This is a genomic window from Romboutsia sp., from assembly GCF_051659545.1.
Lineage (GTDB): Bacteria > Bacillota > Clostridia > Peptostreptococcales > Peptostreptococcaceae > JBOFOR01.
Genome location: NZ_JBOFOR010000336.1, coordinates 12066 through 32541 on the forward strand (window position 1 = coordinate 12066; position 20476 = coordinate 32541).

Consider the following 20476-nt stretch of genomic DNA (forward strand, 5'->3'; position numbering starts at 1 on the left):
AATGTTTTTAAAAAACTTTGATAAACGTATGAAAAAGGTAGGAGCATATTCTGTCCTTATTAAAAATGCAATAAATAGAACTACATGGAAAAATTATTATTTTAATGAATATTATGAGCAAATAAATTTAATATTTGTAGTTCTTTTATTTATTATGGAAGAATCTTTAAAAGATAACACATGTACTATAGATGATATAGGAAATTTTATAGATGAAGTAAATACTAGAAGTTTCAAAAAGCCACTTAGTTATGAGGACTGTATAGAATTTGCAAACTTTATAGTTAATACTGTACTTTGTGATGATGGTAAAACTATGTATTTTAATGGTTATGATTTTGATAATAATGACTACAAAGAAATAAACATTAGCTACTTATCAAATAAGATAGTATACATAAATGATGCTCAAAGAAGGGTATCTTATCATTTAAGTGATGAAGGATATAATTTGATTTTATCGACTCTAGAAATAGAAAATAATTTAAATATTACAATTCAAGAGATAATATTTAAATTGCACTTAGAAAAAGCTGATTATGATAGAGCAGTGGATGATATTAAGCAGATGTTTAGTCTAATGAGAATACAACTTCAAAAAATGAATGATGCAATAAAAAGGATAAGACACAATGTACTTAATTATTCAATAGAAGAGTACAAAAATTTATTAAATGAGAATATAGATTCTTTAGGAGATATAAGAAAAAAACTTACTCATCATAGAGAGCATGTAGAAGAGAAAATAAAAGAGTTAAAAGAAAGAGATATTAATGTAAAAAAATTAGAAAAAAATGAAATAGAAAATTTAAAGAATTTATCTATTATAGAAAGATATCTAAATCAATCAATAGAAGAGCAGCAAGGTCTACTTAGCGCACACTTTGATTTTAAGGCAATTTATTCTAGAGAGTTAGAAGAGATGACTTCTATGTCAATTATTAAGAGATTTAATATACAATCTGATTTGTATGAAAAGATTCTAGAAAACAGTGAAAAACTTGATAACTTAGATTATATACTAAGACCTTTATTCTTATCACCAAATGAAAAAAATTATAACATAAATAAATGCCTTCAGTACCAAAGAAAAATAGTTAATTCAATTGACGAAGAGGATGAAGAAATATCCTTTGAAGAAATAGATTATTTAAAAGAAAAAGAAGAAAGAGCAAAAGAAAAGCTTAAAAAATATGAACTTACACTAAAAACATTATTAAATTTAATAATAAATGAGAATAAGAGCAATCTTTTAGAGGTTTCAAAAGAAACAATAGACAATGAAGAATTAAAAGAAAGTTTAATACCAAATATAGAGATTTTTAGAGAAGTAATAATTGAATTATTGAAAGCTAGGGAACTAAATATAAATGAACTAAAAGAAGAAAGAAAAAATTCTATAAATGATATTAATAAATATGAATTTAATTTAACTCATATGGTTTTAGATTTAATTGAATCTAATATAGAGTATAACTTTATAGATACACTAAATATTGAGAAGAATGTAAACAACACTCAAGTTAAGTTTTATGAAGTAAAAAGTGATGATAAAATAATAAAAACCTTAAACTGCTCAGATATAATTTTTACAATAAATTAAGCTAATAGGAGGAAATATGTACAATATAGAGGATATAAACTTAGGTAATAGCATATTTTATTACCTATTAAAAAACAAAGAAATAGATGAAGATAAATCACCAGAGTATTTTAGAAATTACTGTGAAAGAGAAGAAATAATGAATCTGGTAAAACTACAAGGAGAATCATTTAATTGTAAAATAGAAAAATACGGTTCTAGCATATATATAATTCCTAATGAAGACAATGAATTTTTAGGATATTCCAAACGAGAGTTAAAAAAAGAACTTTGTAAATCTAATGCAACAGACAAAGACTATTATTTATCTCAATTTGTAATACTTACTATTTTAGTAGAATTTTATGGTTCACAAGGACGAAGCTCAAAATCTAGAGATAGTTTAAAGGGTGGGGAACTTTTAAATATAATAAGTGATAGATTAAAAGAAGCTTGTGAGCGAGAAGATATAGAAGGGTTAGAAGCAGATAGTGGAATAGCTTATGAAAATATATATGAGAAATGGCAAGCTTTAAAAAGCTCAGATACTAAGACTACAGCAAAAACTACTAAAGAAGGTTTTATACATACGATACTTACTTTCTTAGAAAATCAAAACCTTATTCACTACATAGTAAATGATGATATGATAATGACCAGCTCAAAACTAGATAATTTTATGGACTTTAATATACTAAATAGATCTAACTACGAAAGAGTAATATATGCCCTAGGAGGTTATGACAATGAGTAAGATAAATTCTCTTAGAATAATAAACTTAAATTATAATAACAATACTATGAAAATAGATGATGAGACTTTTGACTTAGGTGGAGAAAGTACTCTAATGAGCCTTAGAAATGGTGGAGGAAAATCTGTAATGGTACAGATGATGATAGCTCCATTTGTAACAAAAAGATATAGAAATATGAAAGATAGAGAGTTTAATAGTTATTTTACTACAAACTCACCAACTTATATTTTAACTGAATGGATATTAGATGATGAGAAGACTAATGTAGTTATAGGTATGATGATAAAAAGAAAAACATCATCAATAGATGAGGATGATGATGAAGAAATAGATATAGTAAACTTTATACATGAATATCAAGGTGACAGTAAGTATAGTATAAGAAATATACCAGTAGTGGAAATTAACGAGAAGAGCAAAAGTATAAAAAGTTTTGGAAATAGCAAAAACCTTTTTGAAAAACTAAAAAAAGATATGGATATAAACTTTAATTACTATATGATGAATATACCTAATCAGTCTAGAAACTATTTTGAGGCTCTTAAGCAATACAAAATAAATAATAAAGAGTGGGAAAGTATAATCAAAGAAATCAATAAAAAAGAATCTGGATTATCAGATTTATTTAGTGACTCAAAAACTGTTGCTGGATTAGTTGAGAAGTGGTTTATAAAGGTAGTAGGAGATAAGCTAAATGAGAATAAGGACAAGGTAAAGAACTTTCAAGATATAGCTAAAAAGTATGTATATCAGTATAAAGAAAATAAACACAAATTAAATCAAAAAGAAGCTATAGAAAAATTTCAAATTCTAACAAAAAATATCTTAGAGAAAGCCTATGAATTTAAAAATACTAAAGATAACATTAAAGAGATAGAAAATAAAATAGCTAATTTAATAAAGTATTTAGAAGAGTTATTAATAAAGGAAAATCAAAAAATAGAAGATTTAGATAAAGAAATAGATACTATTAACTACTATATAAAAGACTTAGAATATGAAAAACTATCTTTTCAAATACACAAAGTAGAGGATGAATACAAGGGTATCTTATACAGTGAAAAAAATATACAAGATGAAATAGAAGAGCTAGAAGTAAATATTAAAAAAGCTACAAGAAGAAAAAATATTATGGATTGTGCTCTTAAATATGAAAATTATCAAAAGTCTTCTAAAGATGTACAAGAAAGTGAAAATAAGATACAAATATTAAAAGATAAAGATATAGACTCAAAACCAGAAAGAGAAAATTTAGGATTTACTCTTAAGAATTATTATATAAACATAGAAAATAAGTTGAATAATGATTTAAATGTGAATTTAGAAAGTGAAAAAGAAAATAGTGATTTACTAAAGGCTATTCAAAATAATGTAAAAGAAATAAACGAAAAGCTTTATTCTAAAAACAGAAATAAAGGAATAATAGAAGAAAAGATAAATAGTTTTAGTAATGAAGAAAAAAGATTTAATAAAAGATATAATAAAAATTTCAACAGAAATATAGTAGGATTTTATGAAGAAAATTTCATAGAAAAAATAAAAATTAATTATAATGAAAATTCAAGAGTATTACAAAAAAATGATGAAAATTATAAACTAGAAAAAATTAAACTTGAAGATAACACAGAGCAGTATCAAAGAAATGAAAAAGAATTAATAATATCTTTGTCAAAGTTAGAACTAGAAAAAGAAAAACTAGAAGAAAAATTTAAAATTACTACTAATAATCTAGAAAAAAGAAAAGATATTGTAAAATACATTGATAGTGATGAATCTTATATATTTGATGATACATATATAGTAAATAGCCTAGAAAATAAAAAAAATATTTTAAATGAAGAAAATAACCATCTTAATATAAAAAAAGAAAAGATAGATAATGAAATAAACAAGCTTATATCAGGTAAGACTATAGAGTTATCAAAAGAAGTTAAAGAAAAACTACATAAAAAAGATATACATATTGTCTATGGTATGCAATGGCTAAAAGAAAATAATTATAGTGAAGAGGAAAACTTAAAATTAGTAAAAACTAATCCTTTGATACCATACTCAATTATAATAAGCAAAAATGATATAGAAAAAATAAGAAAAGATGGCTTAGACATATTTACATCATATCCAATACCTATAGTAGAGAGAGAAAGCTTAAATAATGTTGTTGGACAAAGTGAAAATGAAGTATTTATATTAAATAAAGCTATATTTTTATTAGCTTTTAATGAAAAACTTCTTAAGGAAAAAGAATTACAACTAATAATAAATAACCTTGAAAATCAGAAGGTAGATTTAGAAGAAAAAATACAAAATAAAACTTTAGAAATAAAAAAATATATAGATTTATTTTATTTCATTAAAGATAATCCTTTATCAAAATGCGAATACACTAAATTAAACAAAAACATAGAAGAAAACAAATTTAATATTACTGAAAATGAAAAAACACTTAATAATGCAAAAGCAGAAATAAAAGTATTAAAGGAAAAAATAGAAGCAATAAATCAAAAAATTAGTTCAAATACTGATAATATTAAGGAGTTAAAAAGAGAAGAGTTAGATTTCAAAGATTTTACTTCAAAATATGAAGAGTATAAAGATAACAAAGAAGATTTGTCAAAATTAGAAAATGAAATAGAAAGCATAAATATATATTTAGAAAAACAGAACAATGAAATAAAAAATTTAACTGAAAAAATAGAAAAGCTTAAGGATGAGAGAAGAAATTTAGAAAATAATTTACAAAAATCAAAAGAAAATTTAATAAAATATAAAAGCTACACTAGTGGAGAAATCATAAACAAAGATATAGAAGATTTAGAAGCTAGATTTGATAGTTTAACAAGAGAAATTTCTTCAAGCTTAAAAGAATTAGAATTACAATTAGAGAAAGAGTATGAAAGACAAAAAAGAGATGAAGAACAATTAATAGAAGCTCAAAATAATTATAATCTAGTAGATAGTGATTATCAAAGTGAAACTTATAATATAAATACCCAAAGAATAATAGAACAAGATATAAATGAAGCTATAAAAGCTCAAAAGCAAAAAAATGAAGAAGAAAAAATAATAATAAAGCAAAAAGGTAGATTAGAAAATCAAATAACACAATTGTATCTTAAGCTTAAGGAAGAATTTGAAAAGGAAACGCCAAAAGAAAAAGAAGAAGTTACAGATAAAGATTTTGAGAAACTAATATTTATTCAAAAGAGTAATGCTGATACACTTGAAAAAAATAAACAAGTATCTATCTCAAATATAAGCAAAATAAATAGTAACTTAAGTAATTTGGCAGAGTTCTACAACTTAGAAATAAAAGAAGCTATATTATTAGATATAAAAACTGAAGAGTTGAGAGATTTTATAGGAAGATTAAAAAGAGATTATAACAACTCAAAGGATGAAGAACATAAACTACATACAAATTTAAATCAAGAGATAGATAAGGTTAGTAGAGAAAAAGAGTTTATAGAGGATGATTTCTTTAAAAAGTCTCTTGATGTAATAGCTAAAGTAAGTGAAAAACCTAGTGAAGTAATATCTAATTTAGACCAAACTCTAAAAGCTCATAAACTTACACTAGAAAAACTTAGTGCTGATATAGATTTTATAAACAAAGAAAAGGAAAAAGTAGTCGAAATTTTATATGATTATATTTATGAAGTACATATAAACCTAGGTAAAATAGATAAAAACTCCACTATAAAAATTAAAGAAAAAGATGTAAAAATGCTTACTATAAAAACAGAAGACTGGGAAGAAAATAAAGACTTATACAAATTAAAAACAAAAAATATATTAGAGAGTTTAACTAATACTTGTTTAGATAAACTTGAAATCAATGAAAATATAGAAGAAACAATATCAAAAACTATTACAACTAAAAATTTATACAATGAAGTAGTATCTATAGGAAGTATAGATGTAAAACTATACAAAGTAGAAGAAAATAGACAGAGAATGATAAGTTGGGAACAGGTTTGTCAAAACTCAGGAGGAGAAGGATTTTTATCAGCATTTATAGTTTTAAATAGTTTGCTATCATTTATGAGGAAAAATGATAGTGATATATTTAAAAATTATCAAGATAGTAAAGTAATAATTATGGATAATCCATTTGCTCAAACTAATGCAGAACATCTTCTAAAACCTCTTATGGATATAGCTAAAAAAAGCAACACTCAGCTAATTTGTTTTTCTGGATTAAAAGGAGATTCTATTTACAATAGATTTGACAATATATATGTGATAGATTTAGTTAACTCTAAACTAAAAAACAATCTAAGTTTTTTAAAGGGTAACCATTACAAGGGAGAAGATATGGTGCAAGAGATAATATCATCTAGATTTGAAATAAAAGAAGAAGTAATAGATCAAATGACATTATTTTAAACTATTCTGAATGACAAGATTATATAAAATATTTTGTAAGTGAAAAACATTAAATTAATACAAATTTTACCATAATAATATATAATAGTATTATAAGGAATGTTTAGTAATAAATTACCATTAGGGAGGATTATTATGCATAAATTTCAAAGCTTTATTGGTAAATGGGAAATGATCCCTAGGCAAAATAACTATCAAATAGGTGCTCCACCTAAGGAAGGTACATATATAATATCATTAGTAGAGGAAAATACTCTAAGATTTGATATTGATTGGACAGATGAAAATGATCAAAAGCATACAATGGTCTATTTATCCCAAGTGGATGGAAAGATACATGAGTATGAGAATACTGATATTATAGAATCTGTAAAAACTACCTTAATAGCTAATAATAAATTAGAGTCATGTACCTATAAAGGAAGCGCAAAAATATGCTATAGTATGCAAGAATCCATAGAAAATGGAGAAAAATTATTGGTAAATCAAACTGGTCTATTGTCTGATGGTGGCAAATTTGTAAATAAGTCAATATACAAAAAGGTGTCAATAGAAGCATTTTAAAATATACAAAGCTCCTAGAAAGCTAAAATCTAGGCGCTTTTTTTTACATACATATTAAAGATTAGGAAAACTTAAAAGTGTAAGCTAAAGATAAATATAAAAAATAAATATAACCTTTAAAGATAAAATCATATATGGTAAGATTGAACGATGGCAGTATATAATTTTGAAATATGGGTTAGAAATCCAATACATAAACACAAAGATAAGGTAGGTGTGCAAATATGAATAAGAAAATTATTCCATTAATTTTATTAATCATAACAATATTATGTTTATCATCAGTATCTATTTATGCAAGCGAAAAAGATAAAACTATAGTGGTAAATATGAATAAGATAAGCTTAGAAGATATAAATAATATTCCGGCGTTAAAAAAAGAGTTACAAAAACGTGGGTACATAGGACTTATGAATATAAGAGGTGACGGAGGCAGTGATGACAGACGAAATTATGCAACTATAGGCTCAGGAAGAAGAGCTAACGTAAGTTCAGATGATAATTTTGACTTTAGATCTGCAAATAATGAAAATGCAAAACAATATAAAAGTGCAACAAATCAAAATCCTAAATCTATAAATAATTTAAGTATTAATAAAATAAATAATTATAATATGGAAAAAGGTCAGTATGGATCAACTTTAGGTTCTATTGGGCAAACTTTATCAGATAATAAATATAAAGTAGCAGCAATAGGTAATGCTGATATTGGAACTGATAAAGGGGAATTAAATAGAAATATTGGACTAATGGCTATGGACAACTTCGGCAGAATAGAATTAGGTAATGTTGATGATATAAATGTAAATGATTCGAAGATGCCGTTTGGAATTAGGACAGACTACAAAAAATTATTACAAGAAACAAAAAAATATTACAATGAAGCAGATGTAATGTTTATAGAACTAGGAGATACTGATAGATTTGATTTATACAAAGAGTATCTAAATGACAAATCAGAAAGTAATATGAAAAAAGAAATTTATAAAAATATAAATACATATTTAGAAGAAGTATTTAATTTAGCAGAGGCTAATGACAACATTTACATTATAAGTACTTTCCCAAGTAAACTGGATTATCAAAACAAAAAAAGACTTTCTCCAGTTATAAAATTTGATGGAGGGGGTAAGGGATTATTACAATCAGCTTCAACTAGAAGAGATGGAATAATAAGTAATGTAGATATTGGAGTAGATATACTTAATAACTATAAATTAGAAAATGACCAAACTGTTGGTAAGAGATTTACTTATTTGAATAAAGAAGATAATATAGATTTTTTAGAAAATGAATATGAAAAAATAGTCACTATAGCTAACGTAAGAACCAATATTATAAACTCTTTCGTAATTATTGTGCTAGCTTCTTGGGTGATAACTATGGTTTTATTAATATTCAAGGAAAAAATACCTAAAAATAACAAAGAAAAAGTATTTGTAATTCTAAAGGAATTAGTAAAACTAGGAATGGTAATGCCATTGGCATTTTTAATAGCTCCTATATTTAAATTTACAACTGCAAGTGGAGTTATTTTTGGAATAATTCTTTCAACTATAATAGTGTATCTGTCAGGAACTTTATTATTTAAGAAAAATGATACAAAGCAAATGTCATTTTATACTGCTATAACTTTAGCAATAATAGTTATAGATTGTTTAATAGGAACGCCACTTATGAAAAATGGTGTAATGAGTTATGATGCAATAGTAGGTGCTAGATACTATGGTATGGGTAATGAGTATCAAGGTATAGTTATAGGTTGTGCTTTATTTACTTTTACAAGCTTATTAACTTACAATAAGTTGCCTAAATGGATGATAGTAGTATTATCTTTAATAGCACTTATAGCAACCGCATCTCCTACTATGGGAGCAAATGTTGGAGCAGCAATATCAGAATTTGTAGCTTTTTTAACACTAATTTTCTTGATATACGATATAAAAATCGACTTGAAAAAAGTAGTTATAATAGGAATTGGAGTAGTAGCAGTTATAGCAGCTTTTGTAGCTATAGATATTGTGTCAGGAAGTGAGTCTCACTTGTCGTTATTTATACGACAGATATTAGAAAATGGACCAGTGACAATAATTGAAACTTTCTCAAGAAAGATATCTATGAACCTTAAACTAGCAAGAACTAGTATATGGGCAAACATATTAATATTAGGAACTGCAATTATAGGTGCATTAGCACTAATACCAAATATAAAATTAAATAAATTAGCAACGAACCATTCCATACTATATAAAGGATTCATAGCAAATCTTATTGGATGTGGAGTTACACTGTTAGTAAATGATTCGGGGATAGTTTCAGCTGCAACGGCAGCGATATATATATTAATACCATTGATTATAATAGCTGTAAATGATAATATCTTCAATAAAAATAATTAATTAAGACAAAACCCTATGTCTACTTTGACATAGGGTTTTGTTACAAGTTATAATGGTAGAATTACCTTAATAAGGAGGATGTATTTTAAATTGAAAAGTAGATTATTGTCTATACATTTTGAGACTTTAACATCAAGTAGAGATAGTTTATCTTGTATAGGAATTGCATTATATGAAGATGACAATATCAAAGTAAAAAAAGAAATAAGAATGGATTTATATGAAAATAATAGAGATTCATTTTTAAATATATTAAAAGAAATAAATATCCTAATGGATGAAAATACTTTAGTAATATCACCAAATTCCGCTTTTGATATTAGTGTAATTAGATATTTTTGTGATAAGTTTGAGGTAGAATATCCAACTTTAGAATATTTATGTACCTGGAAGTTAAGTCAAATTTTATATGGAGAAGAAGAAGAAGAAATTGAATCTAAAACTCCAATGGAAAAAGCCGTAGAATGTATAAATGAATATAAAAAAATACTATTAAATTCATCTTATAAAAATATAGATGAATTATTGAACAATCATCATATAGAAAAAGGTAAATTATTAAAAAATAGTTATAGTCCTTTTGGAATGAACAAAAAACAAAACAAACTATATAGAAAAAATATAGTATTTACAGGAGGACTTTCTGCTATGAGAAGAGCAGAAGCTTTTAAAAGAGTAGCTAGTATAGGGGCAATACCTAGTAATTCAGTATCTAAAAATACTAATATTTTGGTAATAGGAGATCAAGGGCTAAGAAAGTTTAATACTAGAGGTAAAAGTAGTAAGATGCTATCTGCAGAGAAATTGATTTCTCAAGGATTTAATCTACAAATTATTAGTGAAAATGAGTTTTTAGATATTTTAAATAGCAAAAAATAAATCTATTTAAAATTCATATGCTATGGTTTTAAAGAAAAAAAGGGGGCAAAACTTTATGGCATTTATAGAATTAAACAAAGTTAATTTTTCTTATATATATAATGAAAATAAAGTTTTAAATAATATTAATTTAAAAATTAAAAAAGGCGAACTGGTATTAATAATAGGTCCCTCAGGGAGTGGGAAGTCTACATTAATATCATTATTAAAAGAAGAAATAAGACCGCTCGGTAACTTAGAAGGTAATATAAAGATAGATAATAAAAGTATTGATGAGCACAGCTTTAAGGGAATTGAATATTTAAATCAAAATGCAAGTGATAAGTCAGTAAATGCTATAAATCTATTTTTAAGTAGTCCTAAAATACTTATGTTAGAGGAACCCACATGTATAATGGATTCTAATAACTATGACAAGATAATAAATGTAGTTCTAAAACTAAAAAAAGAAAGTAAGATGACAACTATAATAACCGACTACAAATATGATGATATATTTTATTTGGCTGATAAAATAGTATTTTTAAAAGATGGAGAAATACTGTTACAAGACAGCCCAGAAAGATTTATTGAAAAAGTATACAAAGAAAATATTGTTTCAATAATTCTATTTTTAAAACAAGTAGATAGCTTATACAACAATGTTAGCTTTGAAGATAGAACTACTAAAAAGAGTTTCAATAAGCCAATACGCATAGTAGACGAAGTACCTGTATTTGAAGTTAATAAATTAAATGTTGCTTACAAAAAAAATATTTTAAAGCTTAATAAAATTAACTTTAAAACATATTATAGCGAAATAATCTCAATAGTTGGAATAAATAATTCTAGCAAAAATCCATTTCTAAAATTAATAGATAGTATGTGTTGTCCATTTATTAGAAGTGTAAAAATTGATGGTAAAAAGTGTAGAAAAATAAAAAATAATTTATGGAAGAATGTTGATTATATACCTGAAGATGCAGATTATTTTTTTTCTTATAATACTGTAATAGAAGAGTTTAAACATCTAAAGAAGAAGTTAAAAGAAGAATTTGATGAAGAGTTATATGAGAATATTAAAAAAGAATATGACTTAGAAAGAATTTTAGAAAGACAGCTAATAGAAGTAAGTAGGGGAGAAAAACAATTACTAGCAACTATTATACAATTACTAAAAAAACCAAAAGTAGTTATATTAAATGAACCAACAAAAGGATTAGATCCTATTTTAAAAGAGAAATTAGGTAATATCTTATTACAAATATCAAAAAATGGGACTAGTATTATATTGCTTTGTAATGATAAGGAATTTATTTATGAATATTCTCATAAATGTTGTAGAATGATAAATAACAAAATAAGTATACCTGAAGATGTAGAGAATTTCTTTGATAATAAATCATTATTAAAATCACAAAGCTTAAAAATGGCATATTAATATAATATATTGCAATAAACATATTTTTCAAATAAAATATTGACACAATATGGAAATTGTATTAATATTATTAAAAACAATAAGAAATTAAATTCTGTGAAAAAGAGAGTAGCTAAAGTTAGATTTTATAGAGAGCTTAGGATGGTGGAAGCTAGGCAATGTAATTTATGCGAAAAGAGCTTTGGAGAATACTGCAGGAAAATAAGTATGGCAGTAGGTGTTCTCGCCTTAAGAGATTGAGTGGGTAAGTTTTCTTACCAATTAGAGTGGTAACGCGGATTGTATTCGTCTCTTGGATTTTATTCCAAGAGGCGTTTTTTAATACACAAAGTTGTGCTTTAATTGAGCATAGAAATTTACTAATAAGAGTGGTACCGCGGTAAATTCGCCTCTTAGCATATTGCTAAGAGGCTTTTTTGAGTTAATAAATAAAAAAAAATTATAAAAACAAGAGAAATTGGCAATAGAATAATTATAATATAAATTGAAAGAGGTGTATTTTATGAAATTATGGGGTGGACGTTTTAGAAAAAAAGAAAATAAACTTATGGAAGAGTTTAATAAATCTTTTGATTTTGATAAGGTATTATATGAAAAAGATATAGAAGGTAGTATAGCACATGTTTATATGCAAAAAATATGTGACCTATTAACAGAGGAAGAAGCTAATTTAATTACAAAAGGCTTAGTAGAAATTAAAGATGATATAGAAAATGGTAAATTAATTTTAGAAGGTAACTACGAAGATATACATAGTTTTGTTGAAATAAATCTTATAGAGAGAATCGGAGAAGTAGGAAAAAAACTACATACAGCTCGTAGCAGAAATGACCAAGTGGCTACTGATATGAGATTATATGCAAAAGAAAAAACTCAAGAGTTAATATCAATGATATCTAGTTTTAGAAACACCATAAAAGAAGTTGCAAATAATAATTCGGTAATAATGCCTGGGTATACACATCTTCAAAGAGCACAAGTAGTTACTTTTAAGCATCATTTAATGGCTTACTATAGTATGTTTACAAGAGATGAAAAAAGACTTGTAAATGCATTAGAAATTTTAGATGAAAACCCTCTAGGATGTGGTGCATTAGCAGGAACTACTCATTGTATAGATAGAGAGATTACTAAAGAAAAATTAGGTTTTAAAAGAAATGTAGAAAACTACATGGATGGAGTAAGTGATAGAGATTATTTATTAGAGCTTATGAGTGATTTTTCAATAATAATGATGCATTTAAGTAGACTAAGTGAAGAATTAATACTATGGAGTACTCAAGAGTTTGGATTTGTAGAAATCGATGATTTATATACTACAGGAAGTAGCATAATGCCACAAAAGAAAAATCCTGATGGAGCAGAATTAATTAGAGGGAAAACAGGACGAGTTTATGGAAATCTAATAGGTTTATTTACAGTTATGAAGGGATTACCTTTAGCTTACAATAAGGACATGCAGGAAGATAAAGAAGGATTTTTTGATAGTGTAAAACAAATTGAAATGTGTGTACAAATAATGGAAAAGATGATAGGGACTTTAAAGATAAATGAAGAAAGAATGAAGCAATCAGTTAAAGGTGGATTTTTAAATGCTACAGAAGTTGCAGACTATTTAGTAAAGGCGGGTATACCATTTAGAAATGCTCATAGTATAGTTGGTTCTATAGTAATTTATTGTGAAGACAATAAGAAGGCTATTGAAGATTTAACTTTAGAAGAATTAGGACAATTTGCAGATGTATTTGAAGAGGATATTTATGATTTTATAGACTACGAAAATATACTAAATAAGGGAACTAAGGTATTATTAAAATAAAGCTTTAAGCATATTGCAAATAGCTTAGAGCTTTATTCAAAAAAAGTGAGCTCTTTAAAATAAAATAGAGCTCACATTTTTGATTAATTTGAAGTTTTAGCATAATATTCATCACAAGGATTTGATAATTTATTTATTTTATTATAATAACTGAATACTAGTGGAACTGCAGCTGCAATCCAAGCAATAGGTCCTGCAAAACAAACACCTAAATAGCCAATCATACTAGGCAAAGTAAATGCAGCAATACTTCTAGCTAAAAGTTCATAAATTCCACTAAGCATAGGTACTAAAGTATAGCCCATACCTTGTAGTGCATTTCTATATATAAAGATTAAACTAAGAGGTATAAAGAATATTCCAACTGTAGAAAGATACTGCTGTGCAAATGCTATAACCTCTGGATTAGAATCTGATACAAATAGATTAGTAAAGCCACTTCCGAAGAATATTAGTATAAATCCAGCAAAAATACCTAAGATTATATTAATAATAGCGCATTTTTTTACTCCTTCTTTTATACGATCAATATTTCCAGCACCTAAGTTTTGAGCACAATAGGTAGCCATAGTAATACCAAAACTAATAGGAGGTTGCATTACAAGTTGCTCTACCTTTGAAGCAGCAGTATTAGCTGCAACCACTGTTGAACCAAATGCATTAACTGCTGTTTGAATTATTATTGTACCAATTGCTATTATAGAAAATTGAATAGCCATAGGTAGACCTATTTTTAAGTGTTGCTTAATATATTCACTATCAAGCTTAAAATGTTCTCTTTTAAGTTTTAATATAGTAAACTTTCTTGAAGTATAAATTAGGCATAATAATCCTGCAATGCCTTGTGAAATTACTGTTGCATAAGCTGCACCAGCAACGCCCATAGAAAAATTAACGATGAATACTAAGTCTAATATTATATTTAAAATAGAAGAAACTATTAAAAAATATAAAGGTGTTTTACTATCACCTAAAGCACGTAAAATACTAGATATTATATTATAGAAAAATGTTGCAAAAACACCAATAAAAATAACTGATATATATGAAGATGCATCAGTTATAATGTCCTGTGGAGTATTCATTAAATTAAGTAAGGGATCAACTAATATTAAGCTTACTGCAGTAATTATAATAGCCATAATTACAGAAAGTATAATTGCACTAGAGGTAGCTTTTTTTACACCATACTCATCATTAGCACCAAATCTCTGAGATACTAAAACAGAAAAGCCAGCACTTAAGCCTTGAACAAATCCAATTACTAGAAATGATAGAGAACCAGTTGAACCTACTGCCGCAAGTACATTGACTCCTAGGAATCTGCCTACTATTATAGTATCGACCATACTGTAGAATTGTTGAAAGATGTTTCCTATTAATAAGGGTATAGAAAAGCATAAAATTAACTTTACTGGACTACCAGTAGTCATATCTTTGGTCATAAAAACCTCCTTTTATGTTAAATTTATTGTTCATTATAGCATAGCATTGTTTAGCATTGTATACAAGTTTTAAGATAAAAGTAATCAGACTAATATAATTAAAATAAAAATACATATAAATATTAATAAAAAATAAATTTTATAATAGTTTTAATTGACTGCAAAAACGTTTTCATATATTGTTATAATATATGTAATTCAATAGAGGAGGCTAAAAAATGGTAAGCCAAGAAATAACTATAATAAATGAGACTGGTGTACACGATAGATTAGCAACTGGTCTAATAAAAAAGGCATCATCGTATAAGTGTGAAATTTTAATAAGTAAAGGGAAATCAAAAATGAACGCAAAAAGTGTATTAGGGATTTGCTGTTTGGGAATAGGCAAGGGTGACAGAATAGAAATAGAAGCCAATGGCGTAGATGAAGAAAAAGCTCTAGAAGAAATAGTCCAATATATATTGGATTTTAAAAAATAGGAAATGATTATGATCGTATATAGTTGTAGCATAATAAAAAAAATATAGATAGACTTCTAACTTAAGTTGCTTAAGTATATGAAGGCTATCTTATTTTTTTGAAAAATTAATAGTAGTGTTGATAATTGTAAATAATACAAAATAGAAACGACAAAAGGAGGATTATTTACCTATGAAAAAAGTAATAATTTATACATTTTTATTTTTAGTTTTAATTGTTATTGGAGGATTTATCAATAAAAGTGAAAATATAGCACAGGTTTACAACCTTAAAGAGCCAATTGGCAGTACAAAAGAAGTTAATCCTTGGACTGATGTAAATGATATAAAAGAAATTTACAATCAATTAGGAGCTAAATTTGAAATAGCGCCTCCTAAAGATTTTAAATTAGCTTATATGGCAAAAGGTACTCAATCTATGGTAGATGAAGGTAGAATTAAACCATGGGGAAAAGTAGTTTATACTAATGGTGAAAAAGAAATAACTGTACAGATAGTAAAGGGATTAGAATTGTTTGAACATGCTAGAATTAATTATGATGCAACTCCAATTAGCTCTATTCATTCTTTTTATGATAAAGATACAAAGAGAATAGTTTATTCTCAAGAAGAGTATACTATTTTAATTGATATTGAAGGAATGGAACAAGATTTTTCTTTTGTAGGAATGGCAAAACTTAAGTAATATAAAATAATTTATATTTTCCTAAAATAAAGAGTATATAATAATAGCAATATAATTTAAAATCTAAAAACTCACCTAATTAGATAAATAAAACATAAAGAAATAATCACAAAATTATATATTTAAAAATAATTATTTCTTTATGTTAACTTTTCATTAGCTAAAATATAATACTATAAAGAGTTATAATCCTCTATAGTTGGTTCCACTAAATGTATATTATTTCTTTTGTGTCTAAAAGTAGACATTTCCTTATAAATTTTAATTCTAGCTCTATTAATACCACCAATAGGTTTGTGGTCAACTAGACAATGAGCAGGAGAAAAAGACAAGTTTTCTGCTAATATAGCTCTTTTTTTATTGATAAACTCTTGCTTGTCTATAACAATTTCTCCAACTTTAATATAAGGAGATTTCTTATCACACCATTTAACTGAAGCATCCTCAACAGGCATATTGTGTTTTTTGATTTGAATCATAAAATCAAAAGTAGCTTCTGATTCTCTAAGATGTTGTTGCATATTATCACTAAGGTAAGAATAACTCAATTTACTTGGTAATTTACTTTTGTATTTTGAAGTTGGTATAATACAATACTTAACAATTTCTTGACCAAACATATAAGGAGTAGTACTATAATAACTAATATCTAAAGGACTTGTGTCATGTTTTCGAGATAAGGCAATATCTTTTAGTTTATTTAAGTTGCCACTAGAGATCATTTTACATAAAAATACTAAAGGATTTACTTTGAAATTATAGTAAACAGCATCATGAAATAACTTAACGGTACCTAAAGGTAGAGTTTTTGTACTAACAAGTAAAAAATCCTGAGTATTTTTTTCATCGTCGATAAGTTTTTTACCTGGGGCATCAAGCAGTTTTATTGCAAATCCTCTTATATCTTTTTTATTATCTCCTTGAACTTTAGGATTAGAATTAGAGATTCTAATAATCGCTGGATAAGTTTTAGAATCTTTAAAGATTCCGACTCTTAAAGCTTTAGGTAAATTAGAATTTACAATAAACTTTGCCTTTAATAAACCTAATGATTTAGGATGGGCATCCCTTTTTGTTTGCCCACATTTATAGTCTTTTTCTAATTTTTCTTTAAATATATTTATTATATTATCTATATATTGGTATTCACTCATTTCCTTCATTTTATAACCTCCAACAAATAATTATAATAGTATTATTATCCATTTAATGAAGAATTATTATTTAATACTTACACAGAATAATCAAAGTCTTATTAAACAAGAAAATATATAAAATAAATGTAGATTATTGCAATAAAAATTAGTTTGAATTATAATTGTTGTTTGAAAATAAATAAGATAAGTATTAGAAGGAAATTATATAGAAATACATAATTAATAGAATATATAATTAAAACAATGAAGCATAGAAGGCTTAGAAAGAAGGGAGAAAATTGAAAGAATTTTTACAAGTATTAGATAAAGATATAAAAAGATGCGATGTTGCACTAAAAGAAAATAATTACATAGAAATAGTTATAGCAGTAGAAGAATTAGTAGATAAATATAAAGTATCAATAGAAGGTATAGGTATAGATATTGATAGAGGTAGAGTTTGGAATTATTCAAAAAAAGATTTAGAAAATTTAAGAGATAGATTATTACATTATAGAAATGAGAATATTACAGAATTAATGTTTAGTAGTGTTAGACATTATTTAAATAGTAACATTAAAATATCTGAGAGTAAAAAAGATGAAGCTCAAAAAATTGTAAATGAAATTGAAGTTATTTATAATGAAGAAACTAGCAAAGAAGAAAAGTGGGAAAAATTAAAACAATATCTACTATGGATAAGTAATGAAGATATAGACCTAGCAACTAAGATTATAAGCATTATAAATATTATTATTCAAATAGAATATTAGCTATAAATAAAAAAGAGAAAGTACACGTTAAGTATACTTTCTCTTTTAATATTATTTACCTATAAACATTTGTGTCCAGTAGATAGTTCCTTTAGAATTTTTAGCTATTCCAACTCCAAGGTTAGTAAAGTTAGCATTTAATATATTTTCTCTATGACCTTGAGAATTCATCCAAGCAGTAACAACTTCTTTTGGAGAATTTTGACCATAAGCTATATTTTCTCCAGCACTTTTGTAAGATATACCAAACTTTTTCAGCATATCAAATGGAGAACCGTAAGTTGGAGAAGTATGAGAGAAATAGTTATTATCTATCATATCCTTAGACTTTAGTGTAGCTACATCTGAAACTGAAGAATCAAGTACAAGAGCGTTTAATCCAACCTTAGCTCTTTCAACATTTACTAAGTCAAGAACTTGTTTTTGGTAATCTGAGAAGTTACCAGTTGTAGAGTCTGAGTTATTGTCCTCAGGTTTCTCTGGGTCAGTATCTGGTTTAGAAGTAGAGCCAGAGTTATTGTCCTCAGGCTTTTCTGGGTCAGTATCAGGTTTAGAAGTAGAGCCAGAGTTATTGTCCTCAGGTTTCTCTGGGTTAGTATCAGGTTTAGACGTAGAATCAGAGTTATTGTCCTCGGGTTTCTCTGGATTAGTATCAGGTTTATTTGGGCAAAGTGGACTTAACGGTAGCTGACATTTAACTCCATTTATAACAATATATGAGCAACTAGTAGTAGTGAATTTTTTATACGTAGTTTTAGATAAAGCATTTACTGGTAACATACTAGAAGCTGTAATTACACTTACTAGTCCTAAAGATAATAAAGTTTTAATTTTTTTATTCATAAAAACACCTCTTCATTTAAGAATATTTAGTAAATGTTACTTTTTTGTAACCTTTACTGTAGGGGTATCCCCCTGTGAAAATATGATAACATAGATATAATAATTTTTTAGATGTGAAAAAATGTAAATAGAATATTACTATTTATAAATGTGATGAAAACATAGGTTTGAAAAAAATAAGAAATAAATGGAATGTATAAATAATTAAATTATAAAGTAAAAAAGCCTTAAATTTATTAAAAACTAAATTTAAGGCTTTTTGCAAAATTAATATAAATTACTTTTTCTGTGTTTAAGTAAAGGAAGTTCGTTCCTAATTTTATCTACATAAGAGAAATCAATAGTAGAAACCATAAAACCTTCATTTTCATCCATTCTATCAATTATTATGCCAAAAGGAGAAACAATAATAGAATTCCCATAAGAAACGTAAGTGGAGTTAGTACTTCGACTAGGAGCGCAGCCGATAGTGTAAACTTGGTTATCTATTGCTCTAGATCTAAATAAAACTTCCCAATGGGCAGGTCCAGTAGTCATATTAAAGGCAGCAGGAGTAATTATTACTTTTGCACCCTTGTCCACCATTAGACGAGATAGTTCAGGGAATCTAAAATCATAACAAATATTAACCCCTATTTTACCAAATTCAGTATTAAATACAGTTACATCAGCACCAGGAGAAAGTGTATCAGATTCCCTAAAGCACTGTCCACCTTCGATTTGTATGTCAAAAAGATGGATTTTTCTATGTTTTCCAATTTCATTTCCTTGTCTATCGAAAATATATGAGGTGTTGTATATATTATTATCTTTATCTTTTTCAGGAATAGAACCGGCAACCAAGTAAATACCAAATTCTTTAGCTATATTAGAAAGAAATTCATAAGATACACCATCTTCATTTTCTGCATATTTAGGAAAACTACTGTTTTCATAAGGGCATAAAAACATTTCAGGAAGCACTGCTAAATCTATTTTATATTTGCAAGCTTTTTTTATAAACTTATAAGCAGTTTGAAGATTTTCTTCTTTATTATCTCTTACATTCATTTGAATAATTGCAACCTCTAAGGTTTTCATACATTTTATCACTCCAATATTTAATGTGGTAATTATAAAATTCTTTAAATATAAAATAAATCCTTTGAAGTTCAAAAAATATATTAAATTATATGAAAAAAAATAAAATTATATATATTCTAATAGAGTTTCTACATTCTTACACATAGTCTATCTATTGTATTTGTAGGAACTTTATTTATTTCGTCGATAAATTTATTTATTGATGTTTTTACTACAGCGATACTA

Annotated in this window: 15 protein-coding genes and 1 other annotated feature; of the genes, 11 read left to right on the forward strand and 4 right to left on the reverse strand. The window is 26.0% G+C overall.

Annotated elements, in window-relative coordinates; all coding sequences use genetic code 11:
* Position 1: 1 nt before the first annotated feature.
* The 8 genes from ACRC03_RS19810 (at position 2) to argH (ending at position 13807) form a co-directional block, all read left to right on the forward strand.
* A complete protein-coding gene (locus ACRC03_RS19810) occupies positions 2–1603 on the forward strand; it encodes a hypothetical protein (RefSeq protein ID WP_438654339.1) in 1602 nt (533 codons plus the stop codon).
* Positions 1604–1619: 16 nt separating this feature from the next.
* Complete coding sequence (locus tag ACRC03_RS19815) at positions 1620–2336, forward strand: DUF6063 family protein (protein WP_438654340.1); 717 nt, start codon at positions 1620–1622, stop codon at positions 2334–2336.
* Entirely contained in the window at positions 2329–6726 is a 4398-nt protein-coding gene (locus ACRC03_RS19820; RefSeq protein ID WP_438654341.1) for a hypothetical protein, read from the forward strand. The genes ACRC03_RS19815 and ACRC03_RS19820 overlap by 8 nt, the downstream gene beginning before the upstream one ends.
* 135 nt (positions 6727–6861) lie before the next feature.
* Positions 6862–7290: a hypothetical protein gene (locus ACRC03_RS19825; RefSeq protein WP_438654342.1), complete on the forward strand. Its 429-nt coding sequence runs from the start codon at positions 6862–6864 to the stop codon at positions 7288–7290.
* 224 nt (positions 7291–7514) lie between these two features.
* Complete coding sequence (locus ACRC03_RS19830) at positions 7515–9689, forward strand: hypothetical protein (RefSeq protein WP_438654343.1); 2175 nt, start codon at positions 7515–7517, stop codon at positions 9687–9689.
* A gap of 90 nt (positions 9690–9779) precedes the next feature.
* Positions 9780–10568 (forward strand): hypothetical protein, encoded by a 789-nt coding sequence (locus ACRC03_RS19835; protein WP_438654344.1) that lies wholly within the window; start codon positions 9780–9782, stop codon positions 10566–10568.
* A 55-nt stretch (positions 10569–10623) separates the two neighbouring features.
* A complete protein-coding gene (locus ACRC03_RS19840; protein ID WP_438654345.1) occupies positions 10624–11988 on the forward strand; it encodes an ATP-binding cassette domain-containing protein in 1365 nt (454 codons plus the stop codon).
* Positions 11989–12075: 87 nt separating this feature from the next.
* Positions 12076–12284: a binding site (T-box leader), on the forward strand.
* 206 nt (positions 12285–12490) lie between these two features.
* Positions 12491–13807 (forward strand): argininosuccinate lyase, encoded by a 1317-nt coding sequence (gene argH / locus ACRC03_RS19845; RefSeq protein WP_438654346.1) that lies wholly within the window; start codon positions 12491–12493, stop codon positions 13805–13807.
* Between the two features lie 83 nt (positions 13808–13890).
* Here argH and ACRC03_RS19850 read toward each other — a convergent pair whose 3' ends face one another.
* A complete protein-coding gene (locus ACRC03_RS19850; RefSeq protein WP_438654347.1) occupies positions 13891–15252 on the reverse strand; it encodes an MATE family efflux transporter in 1362 nt (453 codons plus the stop codon).
* A gap of 218 nt (positions 15253–15470) precedes the next feature.
* Between ACRC03_RS19850 and ACRC03_RS19855 the strand changes: the two genes are divergently transcribed.
* Positions 15471–15731, forward strand: a complete 261-nt coding sequence (locus ACRC03_RS19855) for an HPr family phosphocarrier protein (protein ID WP_438654348.1) — start codon at positions 15471–15473, stop codon at positions 15729–15731.
* 172 nt (positions 15732–15903) lie between these two features.
* Complete coding sequence (locus tag ACRC03_RS19860; RefSeq protein WP_438654349.1) at positions 15904–16416, forward strand: hypothetical protein; 513 nt, start codon at positions 15904–15906, stop codon at positions 16414–16416.
* Positions 16417–16589: 173 nt separating this feature from the next.
* Here ACRC03_RS19860 and ACRC03_RS19865 read toward each other — a convergent pair whose 3' ends face one another.
* A complete protein-coding gene (locus tag ACRC03_RS19865; RefSeq protein ID WP_438654350.1) occupies positions 16590–17579 on the reverse strand; it encodes a hypothetical protein in 990 nt (329 codons plus the stop codon).
* Positions 17580–17851: 272 nt separating this feature from the next.
* Between ACRC03_RS19865 and ACRC03_RS19870 the strand changes: the two genes are divergently transcribed.
* Complete coding sequence (locus tag ACRC03_RS19870) at positions 17852–18325, forward strand: hypothetical protein (protein WP_438654351.1); 474 nt, start codon at positions 17852–17854, stop codon at positions 18323–18325.
* A gap of 51 nt (positions 18326–18376) precedes the next feature.
* On the opposite strand, the gene ACRC03_RS19875 is transcribed toward ACRC03_RS19870, so the two are convergent.
* Both ACRC03_RS19875 and ACRC03_RS19880 read right to left on the reverse strand, forming a co-directional pair.
* Positions 18377–19168 (reverse strand): CAP domain-containing protein, encoded by a 792-nt coding sequence (locus ACRC03_RS19875; protein ID WP_438654352.1) that lies wholly within the window; start codon positions 19166–19168, stop codon positions 18377–18379.
* Positions 19169–19435: 267 nt separating this feature from the next.
* The gene (locus ACRC03_RS19880) at positions 19436–20248 is read right to left on the reverse strand and encodes a carbon-nitrogen hydrolase family protein (protein WP_438654353.1); all 813 of its coding nucleotides are present in this window, start codon (positions 20246–20248) and stop codon (positions 19436–19438) included.
* Between the last annotated feature and the right edge of the window lie 228 nt (positions 20249–20476).